Raw genomic sequence first — 17,367 nt, 5'->3', positions numbered from 1 at the left:
ATTTGCTCGAAAACCGGGGACTGAGTTATTATTATTCCTTAGGTAATAAGTTTTTTGATTACGTGCATGCCGCTGTTCCGCAGTTAATAGTAGATTTCCCGGAATACCAACGTTTGAACACCGAGTACCAGGTAGCCGAAGTGGTACCGCTTAACCCGGAGGCTATTGCGGGTGCTATAAATCATTTAATAGGAGATGCGGCCTATTATGATAAACTGGTGCAAAATTGCTTGGTTGCCCGCCAAAAATGGAATTGGCAAATAGAAGAGCCAAAACTCCTGACATTTTACCGAAAAATATGGGATCCGAAACAAAAAAAATTAAAAAAAATGCATTAATTGTTCTGGTGGGGCCCACGGCTGTAGGTAAAACCGAGTTAAGCATCCGGTTAGCGCAGCATTACCAAACCGTAATTGTTTCCGCCGACTCCCGGCAGTTTTACCGCGAAATGACCATTGGTACCGCTAAACCTACTCCCGCGGAAATGCAAGGAGTGCCGCATTATTTTATTAATTCGCATACTATTACCCAAGAATACAACGCCGGCACCTACGAACAAGACGTACTGCGGTTATTAAATCAGCTGTTTCTAGAACATACTTGCGTGATACTAACGGGTGGTTCCGGACTGTACGTGCGGGCGGTGCTGGAAGGAATGGATGAAATGCCGGAAGTACCGGCCGCTATCCGGGAAAAATTAAATTTACAAAAACAGGAACAAGGCTTAGAGGCTTTATTGCAGCAACTGCAGCAACTGGATCCGGTTTATTATAACCAGGTAGATCGGGCAAATGCGCAGCGGGTAATTCGTGCTTTAGAAGTGACTTTAGCTACTAACCAGCCTTATTCAACCTTCCGAAAGAAGCAGGCCATAGAGCGCCCTTTTCAGATTTTAAGAATTGGTTTAAATCGCGAACGTTCAGAGTTGTACCACCGCATTGATCGTCGGATAGACCACATGCTAGAAGCCGGTTTACTGCCGGAAGTTAAACAACTGGAACCTTACAAAGCCCATAATGCACTCCAAACCGTAGGCTACCAGGAGCTGTTTGCCTATCTGGAGGGTAAATACGATTGGGAAGAAGCCGTGCGCTTATTAAAACGCAACAGCCGCCGCTACGCCAAACGCCAACTCACCTGGTTTACGAAAAACAACGATTTTACCTGGTTTCACCCGCAGGAATGGGAAGCCTTGCTACAATTCATCGAGCAAAGGATGAGTTGAAAGGTTTGTTATTTAAAAGTTGTAGTCTGTCTTTTTCCAAACAAAAAGCATTTTTGTACTTGGTAAAGATGGTTAAAAGCAAAATTTTAAAAATTTACCAAAGTTTCAATCTTTCAACATTCCAACCTTTCAACTTTCTAACTCACTAAACACTCAAAATTTCAACCATGCGCACGAAGCGTTGGTTGATAATTTTCTTTTTGGTAATCGTGTCTTTAAAAGGAGTATAAACTAAGCGGTTGTTTACAAAACCGGCCATCACGTCTTTTTTGCCGTTGAGCAATCCTTCTACGCAGGCAATACCTATCTGGCTGGCGAGTAACCGGTCGGCGGCTGTAGGGGAGCCGCCCCGTTGTACGTGGCCCAGAATCGTAACCCGGGCGTCCATTTGCGGAATAGCTTCTTTCACGCGGGCCGCAATTTCGGTAGCGTTGCCTTCTTCGTCGCCTTCGGCCACCACAATAATAAAGGAAGTTTTCGAACGGCTCCAACCATTTTGCAACGTAGAAATTACATCCGGAATGGTAGTTTTTGTTTCCGGGATGAGCACGATTTCGGCGCCGCCGCCAATGGCACAAGGCATGGCAATATATCCCGAATCCCGACCCATTACTTCCACGAAAAACACCCGCTCGTGGCTGTCGGCGGTATCGCGAATTTTATCAATAGCATCCAGGGCGGTATTTACCGCGGTATCGTAGCCAATGGTATAATCGGTGCCGTACAAATCATTATCAATAGTTCCCGGAGCACCTACAATCGGAATACCAAATTCTTCGTGAAATAAGGTAGCGCCGGTAAAAGTGCCATTACCGCCAATTGCGACTAAGCCTTCTATATCGTGTTTTTTTAAATGTTCAAAGGCCTGCTGCCGCCCTTCGGAAGTCATAAAATCCTGGCTGCGGGCCGATTTAAGAATAGTACCGCCTTTCTGAATAGTATTACTAACCGAAGAAGATTCCATTTTGATTAAATCTCCCTTAATCAGGCCATTGTATCCTTTACGAATACCAAATACCTCCACCCCGTAATAAATAGCCGTTCGGACGACTGCTCGGATACAAGCATTCATGCCGGGGGAATCTCCTCCGGAAGTTAAAACTGCAATGCGTTTCATGGCTAAATTGGTTAAGGCGGCAAATTAACTAATTAAGTTTGTGAATATGCGTAGTTACTTAGTAGTTTTTAAGTAAAATTTGGCAATGGTCAGCCTAGTTTGTTGTTGTTCAAAGAGATATACAGGATTTTTGCCTTAGAAAAATTGCAAAAAATAGTATTTAATAGTGGCTACCAATAAAAAGAACTTGCGTATACGAAGTAACTCCCGGCACATGCCTTTCTGATCCGGAAAAATTTAAAAAATAAGATTATCCGGATAATTTATGTATGTTTTTTTTGTTAGATTAGTAAAATAGTAATACAGCCCTGATCCCAAACCTATATTGTAAGATATGTTTAGCTTTTTTGAAAGTGAGCAAATAAAACGAATTAAGAGTCATATTCTAAACCTAGGTGCCCTCGCCAAGATTGATGGTCACGTAGATTCGGCAGAAATGAATTATATTATCGCCATTGGTAAGAAAAACGGTTTAAAGCAAGAAGAGGTCCGCTCCTTATTGGCCAATGCCAATGCGGTTAAGTTCGAAATGCCCGCTAATGATTCAGAGCGGTTTGATCAAATATACGACTTAGTGGAAATGATGCTGGCCGATGGAATTGTGGATGATAACGAAATGGATTTCTGCGTGGAAATGGCCGAGAAGTTAGGTTTTAAAAAAGCCATTGTGGGCGTTTTAGTCCGGAATATCTCTTTAGGGGTAAAAGACGGTCAGTCGCGGGAGCATATTAAGCAAGAATCGCAAGCCTTTCTGGAATCCTGAGTACTGATTTTTTAAAAATGGGTGCTGCTTAGTCATTAACCAAAGTTTTTATTCCTGGTTGTTCCCCGCGTTTACCGCTCGGATTGGTTTTATAATGGCCAGAACATCGGAACCATCGTTAAAATAATTACTACTAACAGCAGCGTTAGTCCGGAACCAATGCGCAAAAAATCATTAAACTTATATTTGCCCGGACCATAAACCAGAATACACGACGGCTCAAAAGGCGTTACCAAAGAAACGGAAGCGGCCAGCATGATAGCAATGGCAAACGATCGCGGATTAGCCCCTAAGGTAGCGGCAGTTTGTAAAGCTACCGGCACAATTACCAAAGCTGCTGCCGCGTTAGACATAGGTTGGGTTAGAAATACCGTTAGAAAAACAAAGCCGGCTAATATGCCCGTGGTGCCAAACGGTTTAAGCCACGACACAATGTTCTGCGCTAAAAAAGTAGCGGCTCCGGATCGTTCCATGGCGGTACCAAAAGCGGTCATACCGCCAATTAAGATTAATAATCGCCAATCAATAGCACTGTACGCTTTATCGGTATTAATGCACTTGAGCAAAATACTAATGACTGCGGCCGTTAAAAAACTAATCGATAAAGGTAATAGCCCCAAAGATCCTATTAAAATGGCAAGTAAAAAGCAGCTTACCGTAATAAGTCCTTTTTGCTTTTTAAACAAAACCGGAGTAAAAGCATCGAGCACCGCTAAGTGTTGCGTGGAACTTAAGTAGCTTAAGCGTTGCGCCGAACCTTGCACCAGCAACAAATCGCCGAGTTTTAAGCGTACAGCGCCAATTTTAGTGCGGATAGATTCGCCTTGCCGCGAAATAGCCAGCACCACTAAGCCGTAGCGGCGTTGAAAATCCACTTCTTTAATCGACTGCCGGATCATATCAGAATGCGCAGTGATCAGGATTTCAGCCAGTCGGATGTCTTCGCTTTGTAAGGCTTCTTCCAGAATAACATCGGCCATAATTTCTACGCCCTTGGTTTCTTTTATTTTGATCAGATCATCTTTTTCCCCTTCAACCAGAATAATATCGTTGGCCCGGATGCGCGTCCGGTGATCGGGTAAAAACTTTTCTTTGTTGCGGATGATGTTTAAAATTTTAAATTTTTGCTTCGCCAGATCGGAGGAATAAGCTATTTGGCCCACCAAAGGCGATTCTTCCATGACCACCACTTCGGTGATGTATTTCTGAATTTTATATTCTTCGGTTAAGCCGTGATCCTGATGATCAGGTAGCATTTTCCGCCCAATCGTCATCATATACACCAGACCAACCGCAAAAATAACAAGGCCGATGGGCGTAATCTCGAATAAGCCCACTGGTTCTAAGCCAACTTTATCAATGTAACCGCTTACCGCTACGTTGGTAGACGTGCCGATTAACGTACAGGTGCCGCCCAAAATAGAAGCATAAGCCAGCGGCATAAGCAGTTTGGAACTACTCGTTTTTATTTGCCGCGAGAGCGAAACCAAAGGCGTTACGAACATGGCGGTAACGGTGGTATTGTTCATAAAAGCCGAGATACTGCCGGCGATAGCCATTACCAGAAAGAGCATAAACCCAGCGTTTTTACCGGCTACGCGCACCAGTTTTACAATTACAAAATCCAGAATACCGGTTTCTTCCAGGGCGGCGCTGAGCACAAAAACCGAAGCAATAATCACAATAAAATCGCTGCTAAAGCCGGCAAAAGCTTCTTCGGGGGTAATAATGCGGGTAGCGCACAGAATAATCAGCATTAATAGCGTAACGATATCTACGGAAATCTTTTCGGTAGCAAACAGAACAATGGCAATCAGGAGTAAACCCAATACAATAACTATTTCCATAGAATAGTAACCAAGAAGAAAATTCGGACAATTTAAATCTACCTCCGGTATTTAAAAATTTTAAAAATTACCGGGTAAAAGGCGCTGACCCGAGCGAGTGAGCCTACCCTTTTACTACTAATTTAAAAGTTTGTTGGAGTACTGCTTAAAATACCAGCCCTAGGTTTAAAATTTAAAAAATTGAGTTACTAGTGATGGATTATTGGTTGCAAACTGAACTGCTTTAACAATAGTAATTCCGGTAGACCAGTAAAGCCGGACTAGAATTTGATTTTTTTAAAATTTTATTGCGGAAATACTTCCTTAATGGATTTTAGAATAATCTGGCAAGCTGCGGTGATTTCTGCTTCGGTTATGGTTAAAGGCGGCGCAATGCGCATAGAATTATCGCAAAATAAAAACCAATCGGTTAACACGCCATTTAGGATAGCCCGGTCGATAACGGGTTTTAGTACGGCAAACGACTCAAACTCGGCGGCCATTAATAAACCACAGTTGCGGATAGATTTTATGCAAGGATGAACCAGTAATTGCCGGAACAAATTGGCTTTAGCGGGTACTTGCGCTAGTAAATCACTGTTTTGTAAAACTTGCAGAGTAGCCAGCGACGCCGCGCAGGAAACCGGATGGCCGCCAAAAGTGGTAATATGGCCGAGCAAAGGATCGTTTTTTAAACTACCCATCACTTCCTGCGAAGCAATGAAGGCGCCAATGGGCATACCGCCACCCATCCCTTTGGCGCAAACCAGCATATCGGGCTCAATGCCAAATTGCTCGAAAGCCCAGAAAGTACCGGTTCGTCCGAAACCCGCCTGAATTTCATCCAGAATTAATAAGGTACCGGTTTGATGGCACCGTTCGCGTAAAGTAGTTAAATAACCCAATGCCGGTAAACGTACGCCGGCTTCGCCCTGCACGGTTTCCAAAATAACGGCGGCAGTTCGCGTGGTAATGTTTTCCAGATCGGGTAAGGAGTTATGCTGAATCTGGCGCACATCGGGCAATAAGGGCCGGAAGGCATTTTTAAAATTTTCGGAGCCGTTGAGCGACAAAGACCCGTGCGTGGAGCCGTGATAGGCATTGTTAAACGAAATAAGTTCGGTGCGGCCAGTATAACGTTTAGCTAGTTTTAACGCGCCTTCCACAGCCTCGGAACCGGAGTTTACCAGGTAAACATTATTTAAATGCGATGGTAACGTTTTTACCAGTTGCGCCGATAACTGTACCTGTGGGCCTTGCACCACTTCGCCGTACACCATTAAGTGCAGGTATTTATCTAGTTGTTTATGAATAGCCGCAATAACTTCGGGGTGCCGGTGGCCCACGTTACTCACGCCAATGCCGGAAATTAAATCCAGGTAGCGTTCGCCGTTGGGGCCGTACATGTAAACGCCTTCGGCCCGTTCTACCTCCAGGAGCAAGGGAAAATCGGTGGTTTGGGCTTGATATTTTAAAAATAATTGCCTTTGTGAGAGCATATTGTGATTAGTTCATAGTCCATGGTCGACGGACCACGGACATTTTTTACATTTAATTAACCTGATGGGTTTCTAGCGAAATAGGAAACCCGGTTACGCAAGTTTACGGCAAAGAACATAAAAAAGCCCGGCTTGTGCTAAAAGCCGGGCGGGTAAACAAAACAGGAAACAGGAAAACAGGTATTTTAGAAACTATCTGCGGCCAATGGGGCGCTGGTCATCTAACTTTTTAAGGAGTACCCGGGTAAACTCCCGCTCACTCCGGTACAACGTGGCCAATTGCTTTACCGAAATCACTTTCAGGAATTTATCGACGTATTGCTTTTCAACGTTTAACTCGTTTTGGCGTACGGTGTGCATTTCGTTAATCGCTTCCCGCAATTGCGACTCCGACATTGCCTCCAGGTTGGCTTCTTTCATAATCCTAGGACGGACATGCGCTTGCCGGCGGTCGGCTTCGTAGGTGTTATAAACCGGCCAAAATTTTTGCGCCTGCTCCGTAGAAAGCTGTAATTTATCGGTGAGGTAAGCAATTTTGGCATTTTTAATTTTATCCATTCGTTCTTGCCGCTGCTCGTCGTTATGCTCTCCGGGGCCACGGTTTGATTGCGCCTGGGCCAGTACGGTGGTAAAAAATAATAGTATTGTAAAAATTAAATTTTTAAATTTCATTCTTTTAATTAAAATAAACGTCTTCTAATTGTTGTTCGTCTACCGTTTCCAGTATGTCTGTATGGGTTGCGTTTATAAAGTCTGCCGAAACATCCGTATCGGTTATACTTAATTCTGCTAAATCGGCATTATCAATGTTATCCTGCACCAAAACGTATTCCAAAGCTTCCTGCTGGTTAATGTTAGCTAAACCGGGAGTTAATTTTAAATCAGGCGCAACCGGCAAGGGTGAAAACTGAAAAGCCGCTATAAAACTGATGATTAATAAGATACTGGTTAAACCCGCGCGGTACGAATAGGCTAGCTTGCTCCACCAGGAACTTACCGGCGCTTGGGGTGGGGCCGCAACCCGGTTCATGACTACTTGCGGTAGTTTCTGAAAATAATCATCCGGCACCCGGTACAGTTTGGCTTTCGGAATATCGTCCAGGTCAAATTTTTGTTTCATGCTTTTTAGATAGAGTTCGCACCCGAAGGTTTAAGTGTTGGTCAGAAAATCTTCAATTTTTTTTGCGGCGTGGTGGTACGAGGCTTTTAAGGCACCCACCGATGTACCCAGAATTTCGGCTATTTCTTCGTATTTTAATTCGTCGTAGTAGCGCATGTTAAAAACCAGCCGTTGCTTATCGGGTAATTTTAACAAAGCTTTTTGCAGTTTCAACTGAATTTCGTCGGCATCCGGACCCACGTTGGCGTCTATCTTTTGCGATAGTTCTTCTGTGATGTCGTTGATGGGTAAAAAGAACCGGCGTTTTTTAGATTTTAAAAAGTTCAGGCATTCGTTGGTGGCAATGCGGTAAATCCAGGTATACAGCTGGGCGTCTTGCCGGAAGTCCAGAAGATGTTTCCAGACTTTAATAAAAACTTCCTGGGTTAAATCATCGGCTTCGTCGTGGTCAATGACCATTTTCCGGACGTGCCAATATACTTTTTGCTGGTATTGGCGCACCAACTGGTTAAAAGCCCAATTACGGGAATCGGGATTTTTGAATTTTTCAAGTATTTCCTGGTCTTCCAAATATTTAGTTATCGGTTATTGGTTGTTAGTTGTCAGAGTAGTTTGCTTTTTTCCGGCAACCAACAACCAATAACTAACAACTACTTACGGGCCATTACGGTTTGCACGGCTTGTACAATGGCCGATTCGGTTAAACCGTATTTTTCCATTAGCTGGTCGGGAGTAGCGCTTTCCCCGAAAGAATCGTGTACTCCCACCATTTCGATCGGCAAAGGCATTTTCCGGGCTAATAGCTGCGCAATGCTGTCTCCTAAGCCGCCATTCAATTGATGTTCTTCAGCGGTTACTACGCAACGCGTTTTGCTCACCGATGCTAAGACTGCTGCTTCGTCTAAAGGTTTAATGGTGTGGATATTTATTATTTCGGCGTCGATGCCTTGCTCCGCTAGCAGCTTGCCCGCCAAAATGGCTTTCCAAACCAAATGGCCGGTAGCGAATATACTTACATCAGCGCCTTCGTTTAAAACAACGGCTTTGCCAATTTCAAATTTCTGATCGGCGGGGGTAAAGTTAGGTACTACCGGGCGGCCAAAGCGCAAATAAACCGGACCTTCGTACTCCGCAATAGCGATAGTAGCGGCTTTGGTTTGGTTAAAATCGCAAGGATTGATTACGGTCATGTGCGGCAGCATGCGCATCATGCCCACGTCTTCCAGAATCTGGTGGGTAGCGCCATCTTCGCCTAATGTTAAGCCAGCGTGCGACGCGCAGATTTTTACGTTTTTACCGGAATAAGCCACCGATTGACGAATTTGGTCGTAAACCCGGCCCGTCGAAAAGTTAGCAAAAGTACCGGTAAACGGAATTTTACCGCCAATAGTCATCCCGGCGGCCAAACCAATCATGTTGGCTTCGGCGATACCTACCTGGAAGAAACGTTCCGGAAAATCTTTTTTAAAGGCGTCCATTTTTAAAGAACCCGTTAAATCGGCGCAAAGGGCTACCACATTGGGGTTGGTTTTGCCTAATTCGTGTAAACCGGCACCGAAACCGGAGCGGGTATCTTTAGATTCGGTGTAAGGAAAGTCTTTCATTATTATTTAGCGAAATAGTTTAATGGTGGTGGTGGCGGCAGATTTTATTTCAAAATTTTGCACGTCGGTAAACTTACTCGCATTGGCGGTTTTGGTGCGATAAACCAAGCGGTACTGACCGGGCTGTAAAGGTAAATTAATGCGGCTGTTGCTTTCGGGTAAATTGTAAATCCAGCGCTGGCTGCCGTCTTTTTCCAGCACGTACAGACTGCCAAAACCTTGCAGTTCCGTGGGAATATTTAATAAACCCGCTGGCGGAAAAGTAATGGTATTGGTTTGGCCCTGCTTTATCTCCACGTTGTTTAAATAAATGCGCGGTAAAGTGAGTAATTCCAGATCGTATGTGCCCGCCAGTAACTTTTGCCGGCTCCCAAAACGCAAAGCGACCAGCGTGTTTTTAGAATTATTTTCCCGGACAATAGCCTCCGTAACATCAAACGGTGATACGGCATCTTGCCGTAAATATAAAGTGCCTTGCGGCGTTTTAGCCGAAAATACATTGTGTTCGCCCGGCTTAATATCTAAGTCTTTTAACACAACGGGTGGTACGGTATTTACTACTAAATCGTAACTCAACAAAGCATCAATATCCAGTACGTCGGTTTTACCGGCGGCCGATAAGTAATGCACGTAGTTGTACTCGGGTTCTTCGGTTACATTATTAATAAATGTCAGGTTTACGTTGGTTTCTACCGGTTTGCCTTGTTCGTCTTTTAACTCCACCGACACCGTAGTTTTGCTCAGCGCCATTTTTACCACGTTATCCAGTACCTTCCGGAACGAGCTAATATCGGCGGCGTTAAAGTATTGTCCCATGCAGGCTAATTCCGGCACAAATTGTTTTTCGATGCCAATACCAATGACAAAGGGTTTTAAAAAAATGCGTTTTTTCTGGAGCGCTTTAGCCGTAGCGCAGGGATCTCCGCCGCAGGATTCTAAACCATCCGTAATCAAAATCAATACGTTCCGGGCGTTTTTATCAACCGGAAAATCTTTGGCGGCTTGCTCCAGAGAATAAGTAATGGGCGTATTTCCTCGCGGCACAATTTGCTTGAGTCGGGTTTTAATTTGTTCTTCGTTCCCTTCTTTAAAAGCTACTTCCAGCCGCGAATCCGTGCAGTTGTTTTTTTCTTTGTCGAACTGATGCCCGTATACCCGCAAGGCGAGTTCCAGGTTTTCGTATTGAGCCAGCGAATCTACTAACTTAGAGAGCAGCACTTTTGCCACTTTCATGCGGTCGCTGCTTTCCCACTTCGCCAGCATACTGCCGGAGCCATCGAGCAAAAACAAAATTCGGGTTTTCTTTATTGGTTCGGGTTTTTTAAGGGCAGTCTGGCCGTAACTCCACGGATGCATTATCAGGAGCAAACTCATGACTAACCCTATTTTGACCGCTACTTTCAAAGAACTAATCTGGATTTTTTAAATTTTTAGAAAAAGGATGCTATAAAACCCATTCAAAGCAATGCGTGTAATGGTATTGCATTATTCCTTTTAAGCAAACTTCCTGATCTGCCGGATAAAGGAAGTTTCTTTTAAGGAAGTAATTTTTTAAAATTAATAATCGTCTTGAGCTTCTTTTAATTGCAACAAGGCTTCTTGTAACTGGGCATCGTTCGGCGCCACGCCGTGCCATTTGTGCGAACCCATCATAAAGTCCACGCCAAAGCCCATTTGCGTATTCATTAAGATAATAATCGGCTGGCCCTTACCCGTTAGCGATTTGGCTTCTTCCAGAACTGGTAGTAATTCATCGAAATTATTGCCATCCGGGCAGTTTAAAACTTTCCAGCCAAAGGCTTCCCACTTGGCCCGCAGGTTACCCAGGTTCATAATAGCATCCGTGGGGCCGTCGATCTGCTGGCCGTTGTAATCTACGGTGGCAATTAAGTTATCTACTTTGTGGTGCGGGGCGTACATGGCGGCTTCCCAAATCTGGCCTTCGTCTAATTCGCCGTCGCCCATCAACACGTATACTAATTTATCGTCGCCGTTTAGTTTTTTAGCCTGTGCCGCCCCCGTTGCAACCGATAAACCTTGCCCTAAAGAACCAGAGGCAATGCGTATGCCGGGTAAATGCTCGTGCGTGGCCGGGTGACCTTGTAAGCGCGAATTAATCTTCCGGAAAGTAGCTAACTCACTTACTTCAAAATACCCGGACCGGGCTAAAACGCTGTACCAAGCAGCTGATATATGGCCGTTGGATAAAAAGAAAATATCCTCGTTGGCGCCGCTCATGTTAAAATCCGGATTGTGATCCAGAATTTTAAAATAAAGCGATACAAAAAACTCGGTACAACCCAACGAACCACCCGGGTGTCCGGAGTTTACGGCGTGCACCATCCGTAAAATATCCCGACGTACCTGTGCCGCGAGGGTTTTTAATTCTTCTTTATTCTTGTTAAAGGGGTTCATTTTAAGAGTTAAGAGTTGAAAGTTATGAGTTATGAGTTGCTAGTTTGAAGGTTGAAAAGTTATATAGTTGATGTAGTTTAGGTAGAAGTAAGAAAGTTTATGCAAAACTTATTTACTGATCTAAACTCATAATTTATAACTCATAACTTTTAACTAGCACGCGAGCCAGCAAGCTGGCTCGCGTGGTCTTTGGTGTCTACTTTGGTGATGATGTCCTGGATGATGCCTTTTTCGTCGATGATAAAGGTGTAGCGCATGGTGCCCATGTATTTGCGGCCGTACATGCTTTTTTCCTGCCAAACACCATAAGCTTCTACCATTTTATGGTCGGTGTCGGATAGTAGCGTGAAGGGTAGTTCAAATTTTTTAATAAACTTCTGGTGCGACTTTTCATCATCTACGCTTACGCCGATTACTTCGTAGCCTTTTTGGCGTAGGTCGTAATAATTATCGCGGAGGTTGCAGGCCTGGGCGGTGCAGCCCGGCGTATCGTCTTTGGGGTAAAAGTAAATAACCAGCTTGCGACCTTGGTAATCGGATAGTTTGTGCACAATGCCATCCTGGTCCGGAATTGCAAAATCCGGGGCTTCGTCGCCGATTTGTAAATTCATCGTTTTAACATTAAAATACTTATTGTATTTTTTACAATAATACAGGAATATTTTCTTCTTTTATCAGAAGGATAGAAATTTTTAAATTTTTGTACGAAAGATAGTCTCGTGACCTACCGCATCTTTTACCCATAAAGTAAGATCGCCTTTTAACGGTACCGATTTATCTAACTTTTCGGAATAAAGCAGCGCGGCTTTATGTTCGTACTTTAGTAATAGAAATTGGCCGTTAATTTCGGCCCGGTACGAAGCTAAGCCCGATAAATCATCACCCACTTTAAACCGCACCAGGGCCGCCGATTTGGAAAGTAACCGTACGATGGGCGGTTTAGTATCGTTCATGATGGTGTACTTGCCCAGGTTGCGGGTAGTAAACGTAAACTGATCGTCTTTCCAGACGCCGTTGATGAACGCCCGGCTCTTGCCCCACCCCAACCATACCGCTCCCGCGGTAGTTTTATCGGTTACCGGCACCTCAGGCTTAATGGTTACTTTTAAAGGTTGGAAAAGGGGAGTAGTCACATCGTTCAGAGTCCAGACGCCGTTCTCGTAGTTAGATCGCAGGTAAAGCGTGTCGAACAAGGTAAACGGATAAAATTGCAGGGCTAAGTGGTTATCGGCGTACGAATAATCGGTGTTGTTTGGGATGGCTTGCCGGAAATTAAATTTTCGGGCAGACCCATTAAAAACCATAGAATCAGGTAAGCCCCCGCGTAAGTCGTATAAATACACCGCCGTTGACTGCACCGTGTAGCTCGGAATTAAATCGTAGCGCTTATTCCGGATAAATAAATTAATGTTTTTGGGAGTGCTGCCGGTATCGGCGGCCGAAATTTTTAAAATAGCCTCGGCAACTTCGTAACTAATCTGCTTTTTTTTGCCCGTGGCGGCAAAGGTATGGTTTACGATTGGTTTTTCGCCCTGAATCACAAACTGCAAGGTACTGGTGTTGTGGTAAGAGTCCTGGAACTGCATGGTAACGGGATAGGTAGCACCGGGATTAATTTTTAATTTTCCTTTGTGCGGACCGGTATTGTATAAGGGCAAAGTATTGCCATCGTCGATGTAGCATTTCTGGAAATCTTTGCCGGTTAGTTTTAGAACTTCGTAGTTCACGTGCCACGATACCATGCGCTGGTAATCAAAAGGAACATTATCGATTAAATGGGTGTAATGCGGTTTGCCGCCGATTAAAACATCTACCTGTTGCACGCCATTTTTATTCCAGGCGCCGGTGTACCGGTCAAAAGCGTTAAACTCCAGACCCAATAAGCCATTTGCCCGGATGGTATCTTTCAGAATAAAAGCATTGGAGCCGGTTTTTATTGCTTGAAATACCTGGCGACCAAATAACTGATTTATGCGCGATTCAATGCTCATGGTTTTTAACGCAACCGATACCACCTCCGGAGCAACGTTATCCTGGATTTCGGTAAAGCCGTACTTTAAAGGATTCTGCAAATTGTTCTTAGCATCGCGCACTTCAAAATGCAAATGCGGCCCGGCCGAGCCCCCGGTATTACCCGATTTAGCAATGATATCGCCCCGTTTAAAAACAAACTGATCTTTAGCCGGCGTTAATTTTACGTCGAAGGCTTGCTTGGCATATTGCATTTCCAGGACGTACTGGGCAATGGCTGGCGCAAAGCTTTCGAGGTGGCCGTAAGTAGTGGTTAAACCATTCGGGTGCGTGAGGTACAACATGTAGCCGTACCCGTAACTGGAAACCTCGATTTTAGAAATATACCCATCCGCGGCCGCGTAAACCGGTAAGCCGGTAACCTGATCGGTTTTAATATCAATACCGCCGTGAAAATGGTTCGGCCGGATTTCGCCCATGCTACCCGATAAAAAATTCTGGCGGCCCGGATGAATCGGGAATAAAAAATAACCCTCGGCTTCTTCAGGATTTTGGGCAAAGGCATCCGAAAACAACAAGCAAAAGAGCGTACTTAACAGGAATAACTTACTTAATCTCAAAATCTAAAACTTTTTGGTCTTCTAAAAATGCTTCCAAACGGTCACCTACCTGCACCGGGCCCACTCCTTTGGGCGTACCCGTAAAAATAATATCGCCTTTTTTTAAAAGTATAAACCGCGAAATGTAGCTGATTATATTCTCGAACGGATGCAGCATCAGGCTGGTATTACCTTGTTGCTTTATTTCCTGGTTCAGGCGCAAGGTAAAACTAATATTTTTTAAATCCGGGTAATCCGTGAGCGGCAAAAATTCGGACACTGGTGCGGAGCCGTTAAAACCTTTGGCCAAGTCCCAGGGTAAACCTTTGCTTTTGGCTTTACTTTGTAAATCGCGGGCGGTAAAGTCAATGCCTAAACCAATGGCATCAAAGTAATTTCCCGCAAACTGGGGCTGAATGTTTTTGCCTTCTTTGCTGATGCGCAGAATAATTTCCAGTTCGTGATGAATATCCTGGGTAAAGTCCGGATAGTAAAAAGAGTCGTTGTTTTTAAGCAGAGCCGTATCGGGTTTTAAAAAAATGACTGGTTCGTCGGGTATTTCGTTGTGCAGTTCAGCAATGTGGTCGGCGTAGTTGCGGCCAATGCAAAGTATTTTCATGCGGCAGGTAGTTTTACTCAAAATTAGCTGAATAATTTTTTTAGAGAAGGTTCCTTCAAAAAAATAGGGGTAGATTTTAAATAAATGCTTTTCTCTGACGGTTTAAATACCAGCTAACTTGAATACCACATTGCGTATTTACCTAGAGTAAGGGCAGAACATTTCGGGCTTCCCTTAACGTATAAAGCCAACTGGCATATAATGTGCTTTACTAACCATGCAAATACAACGTGTGTATTTAAATAAGATAATGCATCGTTGTAGAAACGAGATAGAGTTATTACTTAATCCACTAAAATTTATGTTGAAAAAAATATTTTTGTACAGTACTTTTTTAATGGTAATGGGTTGTGCTACGGTGCCTATTACTGGTCGTCGGCAATTATCTTTAGTTCCTGCCGCCGAAATGCAGCAAATGAGTTATGCTTCTTACAAGCAAGTGTTGGATACGGCCCAGGTTATTAATAACTCGCAAAGTACCGCTATGGTAAAACGGGTTGGCGGGCGTATTCAACGGGCGGTAGAGCAATACATGGCTCAGAATAATTTAAGCGACCAATTGGCCGGATATGCCTGGGAGTTTAATCTAATCCAAGATAAACAAGTAAATGCCTGGTGTATGCCGGGCGGTAAAGTAGTGGTTTATACGGGGTTAATACCGGTAGCCCGCGATGAAACCGGTTTAGCGGTAGTTATGGGGCACGAAATAGCCCACGCTATTGCCAAGCACGGCGATGAGCGAATGAGCCAAGGGCTATTGCAGCAATTAGGTGGCGCAACTTTGCAAGCTGCTTTAGGTTCTAACCCCGGCTTAACCAATAATTTATTTTTAACGGCCTACGGGGCTGGTTCGCAGTTAGGCATGTTGGCTTACGGCCGCAAGCAAGAATCGGAAGCCGATGAACTGGGATTGATATTTATGGCTATGGCTGGTTATGATCCGCAACAAGCCATTTCTTTCTGGGAAAGAATGGCATCGGGTAAAAACGGGCAAGCGCCACCGGAATTTCTGTCTACTCACCCTTCGGATGCCACCCGAATTGCGGATATCCAAAGACATATGCCGGAGGCTTTGAAGTATTATAAAAAATAACTTAAATTTGAATCATAAAACAAAAGCCTGGTGGCGTATAAACAACCAGGCTTTTTTAATTTTTTAAAATTATGAAGAAGAAAATCTTTTGGATAGCGGCTCTTACTGTGGCGCTGGTGTTAAAATCAGATAAAGTGAAATAGTATTTAGTCGATGATCCATTGACTATAACAAAATTTTAAGATTTGGCTATGTACATAATACTTGTTCGCATAGTAGCAGTTATTGCTTATGTGTATTGCAAGTTTATTATTGTTTGCATAGCTGCGGCTTTAGCGTTAATTGTTGAGTGAAGTTGTTTCATTGCTAGTGTATTTGTTCTTTTTGTCTTGACACAAAAAGAACCAAAAAAACGCAAGACGCTAAAAACTCGCTGACCAACAGAACAGTTTAGCGTCACTTTCTGCACCTGGCTAAAGCTACTTGTTGCATAGCAAACGAGCAAAATTATAAAAATATAGATAAGAGCGTCATTCAGGAGGAACCTATTTAGCTACGTAGCCAAATTGGTTCCTCCTGAATGACTGAGAAAAAGTGGTTAACCTAATCCTAAATCTAAACTTTCGCGAGCGCCAGCCTGATTTTTTAAATTTTTATTAAACTTTCAAACCTTTCAACTTTCAAACCTTTCAAACCTTTCAACTTTCTAACTTTCAAACCTTTCAACTTTCCAACCTGTAACCTGCAACCTCTAACCAATCTTAAAGCTGCCCTTAAAACTGCGGAGTTTGATGCGGGTAAAAACTTTTTTGGTTTGCAGCGGAAAGTCGCCTTTCATGAGCCAGTCGTAATAATGCGGATCTTTGGCGAAAATTTCTTCTACGGGTACGTTTTTGTGCTTGCCAAAATTAAAAACTTCCTGGCCGGCGGCATTAAATAAAATCCGGCCCGATAAATCAGCGGCGTTCTGAAAAGTAAACTTGTGTAGTTTCGGAATGTCGTTTACCACCGGGTATTCTTCTTGGCAATCCGGCGTGGTAACGGCCACGTGCTCGTACATGTCGAGTTGCGCTTTTAAAATATCGTAGGTGGCAATGGTATCGGCTTCGGCGGTGTGCGATTTCTCCAAAGGTTTACCACAGTAAAACTTATAGGCCGCCGATAAAGTACGTTGCTCCATCTGGTGAAAAATCCGGCAAACATCTACTATCGAGCGGTTGGTAATATCAAAATCAATATCTACCCGCAAAAATTCCTCGGCCAGTACCGGAATATCAAATTTTATCAGGTTATACCCCGCTAAATCGCAGCCTTTTAGAAAAGCATCTACCTGGTGCGCTACCTTCGCAAAAGTGGGCGCATCCTGCACGTCTTCATCGTAAATGTTATGAATCAAGCTACTTTCCAGCGGTATCGGAATGGTAGGATTAATCCGCATGGTGCGCACGATTTCTTCGCCGGAAGGCATTACTTTTAAAAGACAAATTTCCACGATGCGGTCGCGGCAAATATCCAGGCCGGTAGTTTCCAGGTCGAAGAAAACAAGCGGTTTGCGCAGGTTGAGTTTCATAGTTAA

Annotated in this window: 17 protein-coding genes; 4 read left to right on the top strand and 13 right to left on the bottom strand. The window is 43.9% G+C overall.

Translation table 11 applies throughout. The features are described from left to right. The first annotated feature begins 2 nt into the window (after nucleotides 1-2). The gene (locus tag AHMF7616_RS13540; RefSeq protein WP_115373373.1) at nucleotides 3-338 is read left to right on the top strand and encodes a glycosyltransferase family protein; all 336 of its coding nucleotides are present in this window, start codon (nucleotides 3-5) and stop codon (nucleotides 336-338) included. Further along, nucleotides 299-1,225 (top strand): tRNA (adenosine(37)-N6)-dimethylallyltransferase MiaA, encoded by a 927-nt coding sequence (miaA, locus tag AHMF7616_RS13535; RefSeq protein ID WP_115373372.1) that lies wholly within the window; start codon nucleotides 299-301, stop codon nucleotides 1,223-1,225. The genes AHMF7616_RS13540 and miaA overlap by 40 nt, the downstream gene beginning before the upstream one ends. A gap of 145 nt (nucleotides 1,226-1,370) precedes the next feature. Here miaA and pfkA read toward each other — a convergent pair whose 3' ends face one another. Beyond that, a complete protein-coding gene (pfkA, locus tag AHMF7616_RS13530) occupies nucleotides 1,371-2,342 on the bottom strand; it encodes a 6-phosphofructokinase (RefSeq protein ID WP_115373371.1) in 972 nt (323 codons plus the stop codon). Between the two features lie 334 nt (nucleotides 2,343-2,676). Between pfkA and AHMF7616_RS13525 the strand changes: the two genes are divergently transcribed. Next, nucleotides 2,677-3,105: a TerB family tellurite resistance protein gene (locus AHMF7616_RS13525; RefSeq protein WP_115373370.1), complete on the top strand. Its 429-nt coding sequence runs from the start codon at nucleotides 2,677-2,679 to the stop codon at nucleotides 3,103-3,105. A gap of 89 nt (nucleotides 3,106-3,194) precedes the next feature. Here the strand turns inward: AHMF7616_RS13525 and AHMF7616_RS13520 are convergent, their stop codons facing one another. The 11 genes from AHMF7616_RS13520 to AHMF7616_RS13470 form a co-directional block, all read right to left on the bottom strand. Continuing rightward, nucleotides 3,195-4,952: an SLC13 family permease gene (locus AHMF7616_RS13520; RefSeq protein WP_115373369.1), complete on the bottom strand. Its 1,758-nt coding sequence runs from the start codon at nucleotides 4,950-4,952 to the stop codon at nucleotides 3,195-3,197. Between the two features lie 284 nt (nucleotides 4,953-5,236). After that, the gene (locus AHMF7616_RS13515) at nucleotides 5,237-6,430 is read right to left on the bottom strand and encodes an aspartate aminotransferase family protein (RefSeq protein ID WP_115373368.1); all 1,194 of its coding nucleotides are present in this window, start codon (nucleotides 6,428-6,430) and stop codon (nucleotides 5,237-5,239) included. 192 nt (nucleotides 6,431-6,622) lie between these two features. Beyond that, the gene (locus AHMF7616_RS13510; RefSeq protein ID WP_115373367.1) at nucleotides 6,623-7,102 is read right to left on the bottom strand and encodes a hypothetical protein; all 480 of its coding nucleotides are present in this window, start codon (nucleotides 7,100-7,102) and stop codon (nucleotides 6,623-6,625) included. Between the two features lie 4 nt (nucleotides 7,103-7,106). Then, the gene (locus tag AHMF7616_RS13505) at nucleotides 7,107-7,550 is read right to left on the bottom strand and encodes a hypothetical protein (protein ID WP_115373366.1); all 444 of its coding nucleotides are present in this window, start codon (nucleotides 7,548-7,550) and stop codon (nucleotides 7,107-7,109) included. 30 nt (nucleotides 7,551-7,580) lie between these two features. Continuing rightward, nucleotides 7,581-8,120 (bottom strand): RNA polymerase sigma factor, encoded by a 540-nt coding sequence (locus tag AHMF7616_RS13500; RefSeq protein ID WP_115373365.1) that lies wholly within the window; start codon nucleotides 8,118-8,120, stop codon nucleotides 7,581-7,583. An 80-nt stretch (nucleotides 8,121-8,200) separates the two neighbouring features. After that, the gene (locus tag AHMF7616_RS13495) at nucleotides 8,201-9,154 is read right to left on the bottom strand and encodes a transketolase family protein (RefSeq protein WP_115373364.1); all 954 of its coding nucleotides are present in this window, start codon (nucleotides 9,152-9,154) and stop codon (nucleotides 8,201-8,203) included. 6 nt (nucleotides 9,155-9,160) lie between these two features. Beyond that, complete coding sequence (locus tag AHMF7616_RS13490) at nucleotides 9,161-10,558, bottom strand: vWA domain-containing protein (RefSeq protein ID WP_233507535.1); 1,398 nt, start codon at nucleotides 10,556-10,558, stop codon at nucleotides 9,161-9,163. Between the two features lie 153 nt (nucleotides 10,559-10,711). After that, nucleotides 10,712-11,569 (bottom strand): transketolase, encoded by an 858-nt coding sequence (locus AHMF7616_RS13485; RefSeq protein WP_115373362.1) that lies wholly within the window; start codon nucleotides 11,567-11,569, stop codon nucleotides 10,712-10,714. A 149-nt stretch (nucleotides 11,570-11,718) separates the two neighbouring features. Then, entirely contained in the window at nucleotides 11,719-12,180 is a 462-nt protein-coding gene (bcp, locus tag AHMF7616_RS13480; RefSeq protein ID WP_115373361.1) for a thioredoxin-dependent thiol peroxidase, read from the bottom strand. Between the two features lie 81 nt (nucleotides 12,181-12,261). Then, on the bottom strand, nucleotides 12,262-14,160 hold the full coding sequence (locus AHMF7616_RS13475; RefSeq protein WP_147275683.1) for a M23 family metallopeptidase: 1,899 nt from the start codon (nucleotides 14,158-14,160) through the stop codon (nucleotides 12,262-12,264). Further along, a complete protein-coding gene (locus AHMF7616_RS13470) occupies nucleotides 14,147-14,758 on the bottom strand; it encodes a fumarylacetoacetate hydrolase family protein (RefSeq protein WP_115373359.1) in 612 nt (203 codons plus the stop codon). The genes AHMF7616_RS13475 and AHMF7616_RS13470 overlap by 14 nt, the downstream gene beginning before the upstream one ends. A 301-nt stretch (nucleotides 14,759-15,059) precedes the next feature. Between AHMF7616_RS13470 and AHMF7616_RS13465 the strand changes: the two genes are divergently transcribed. Further along, on the top strand, nucleotides 15,060-15,851 hold the full coding sequence (locus AHMF7616_RS13465; protein WP_115373358.1) for a M48 family metallopeptidase: 792 nt from the start codon (nucleotides 15,060-15,062) through the stop codon (nucleotides 15,849-15,851). Nucleotides 15,852-16,542: 691 nt separating this feature from the next. Here AHMF7616_RS13465 and AHMF7616_RS13460 read toward each other — a convergent pair. After that, on the bottom strand, nucleotides 16,543-17,361 hold the full coding sequence (locus AHMF7616_RS13460) for a 3'-5' exonuclease (protein WP_115373357.1): 819 nt from the start codon (nucleotides 17,359-17,361) through the stop codon (nucleotides 16,543-16,545). Between the last annotated feature and the right edge of the window lie 6 nt (nucleotides 17,362-17,367).

This window comes from Adhaeribacter pallidiroseus (genome assembly GCF_003340495.1).
GTDB classification, from domain to species: domain Bacteria; phylum Bacteroidota; class Bacteroidia; order Cytophagales; family Hymenobacteraceae; genus Adhaeribacter; species Adhaeribacter pallidiroseus.
Note: the sequence above shows the minus strand (reverse complement) of the source record. Positions and strands in the feature narration are given on the sequence as shown.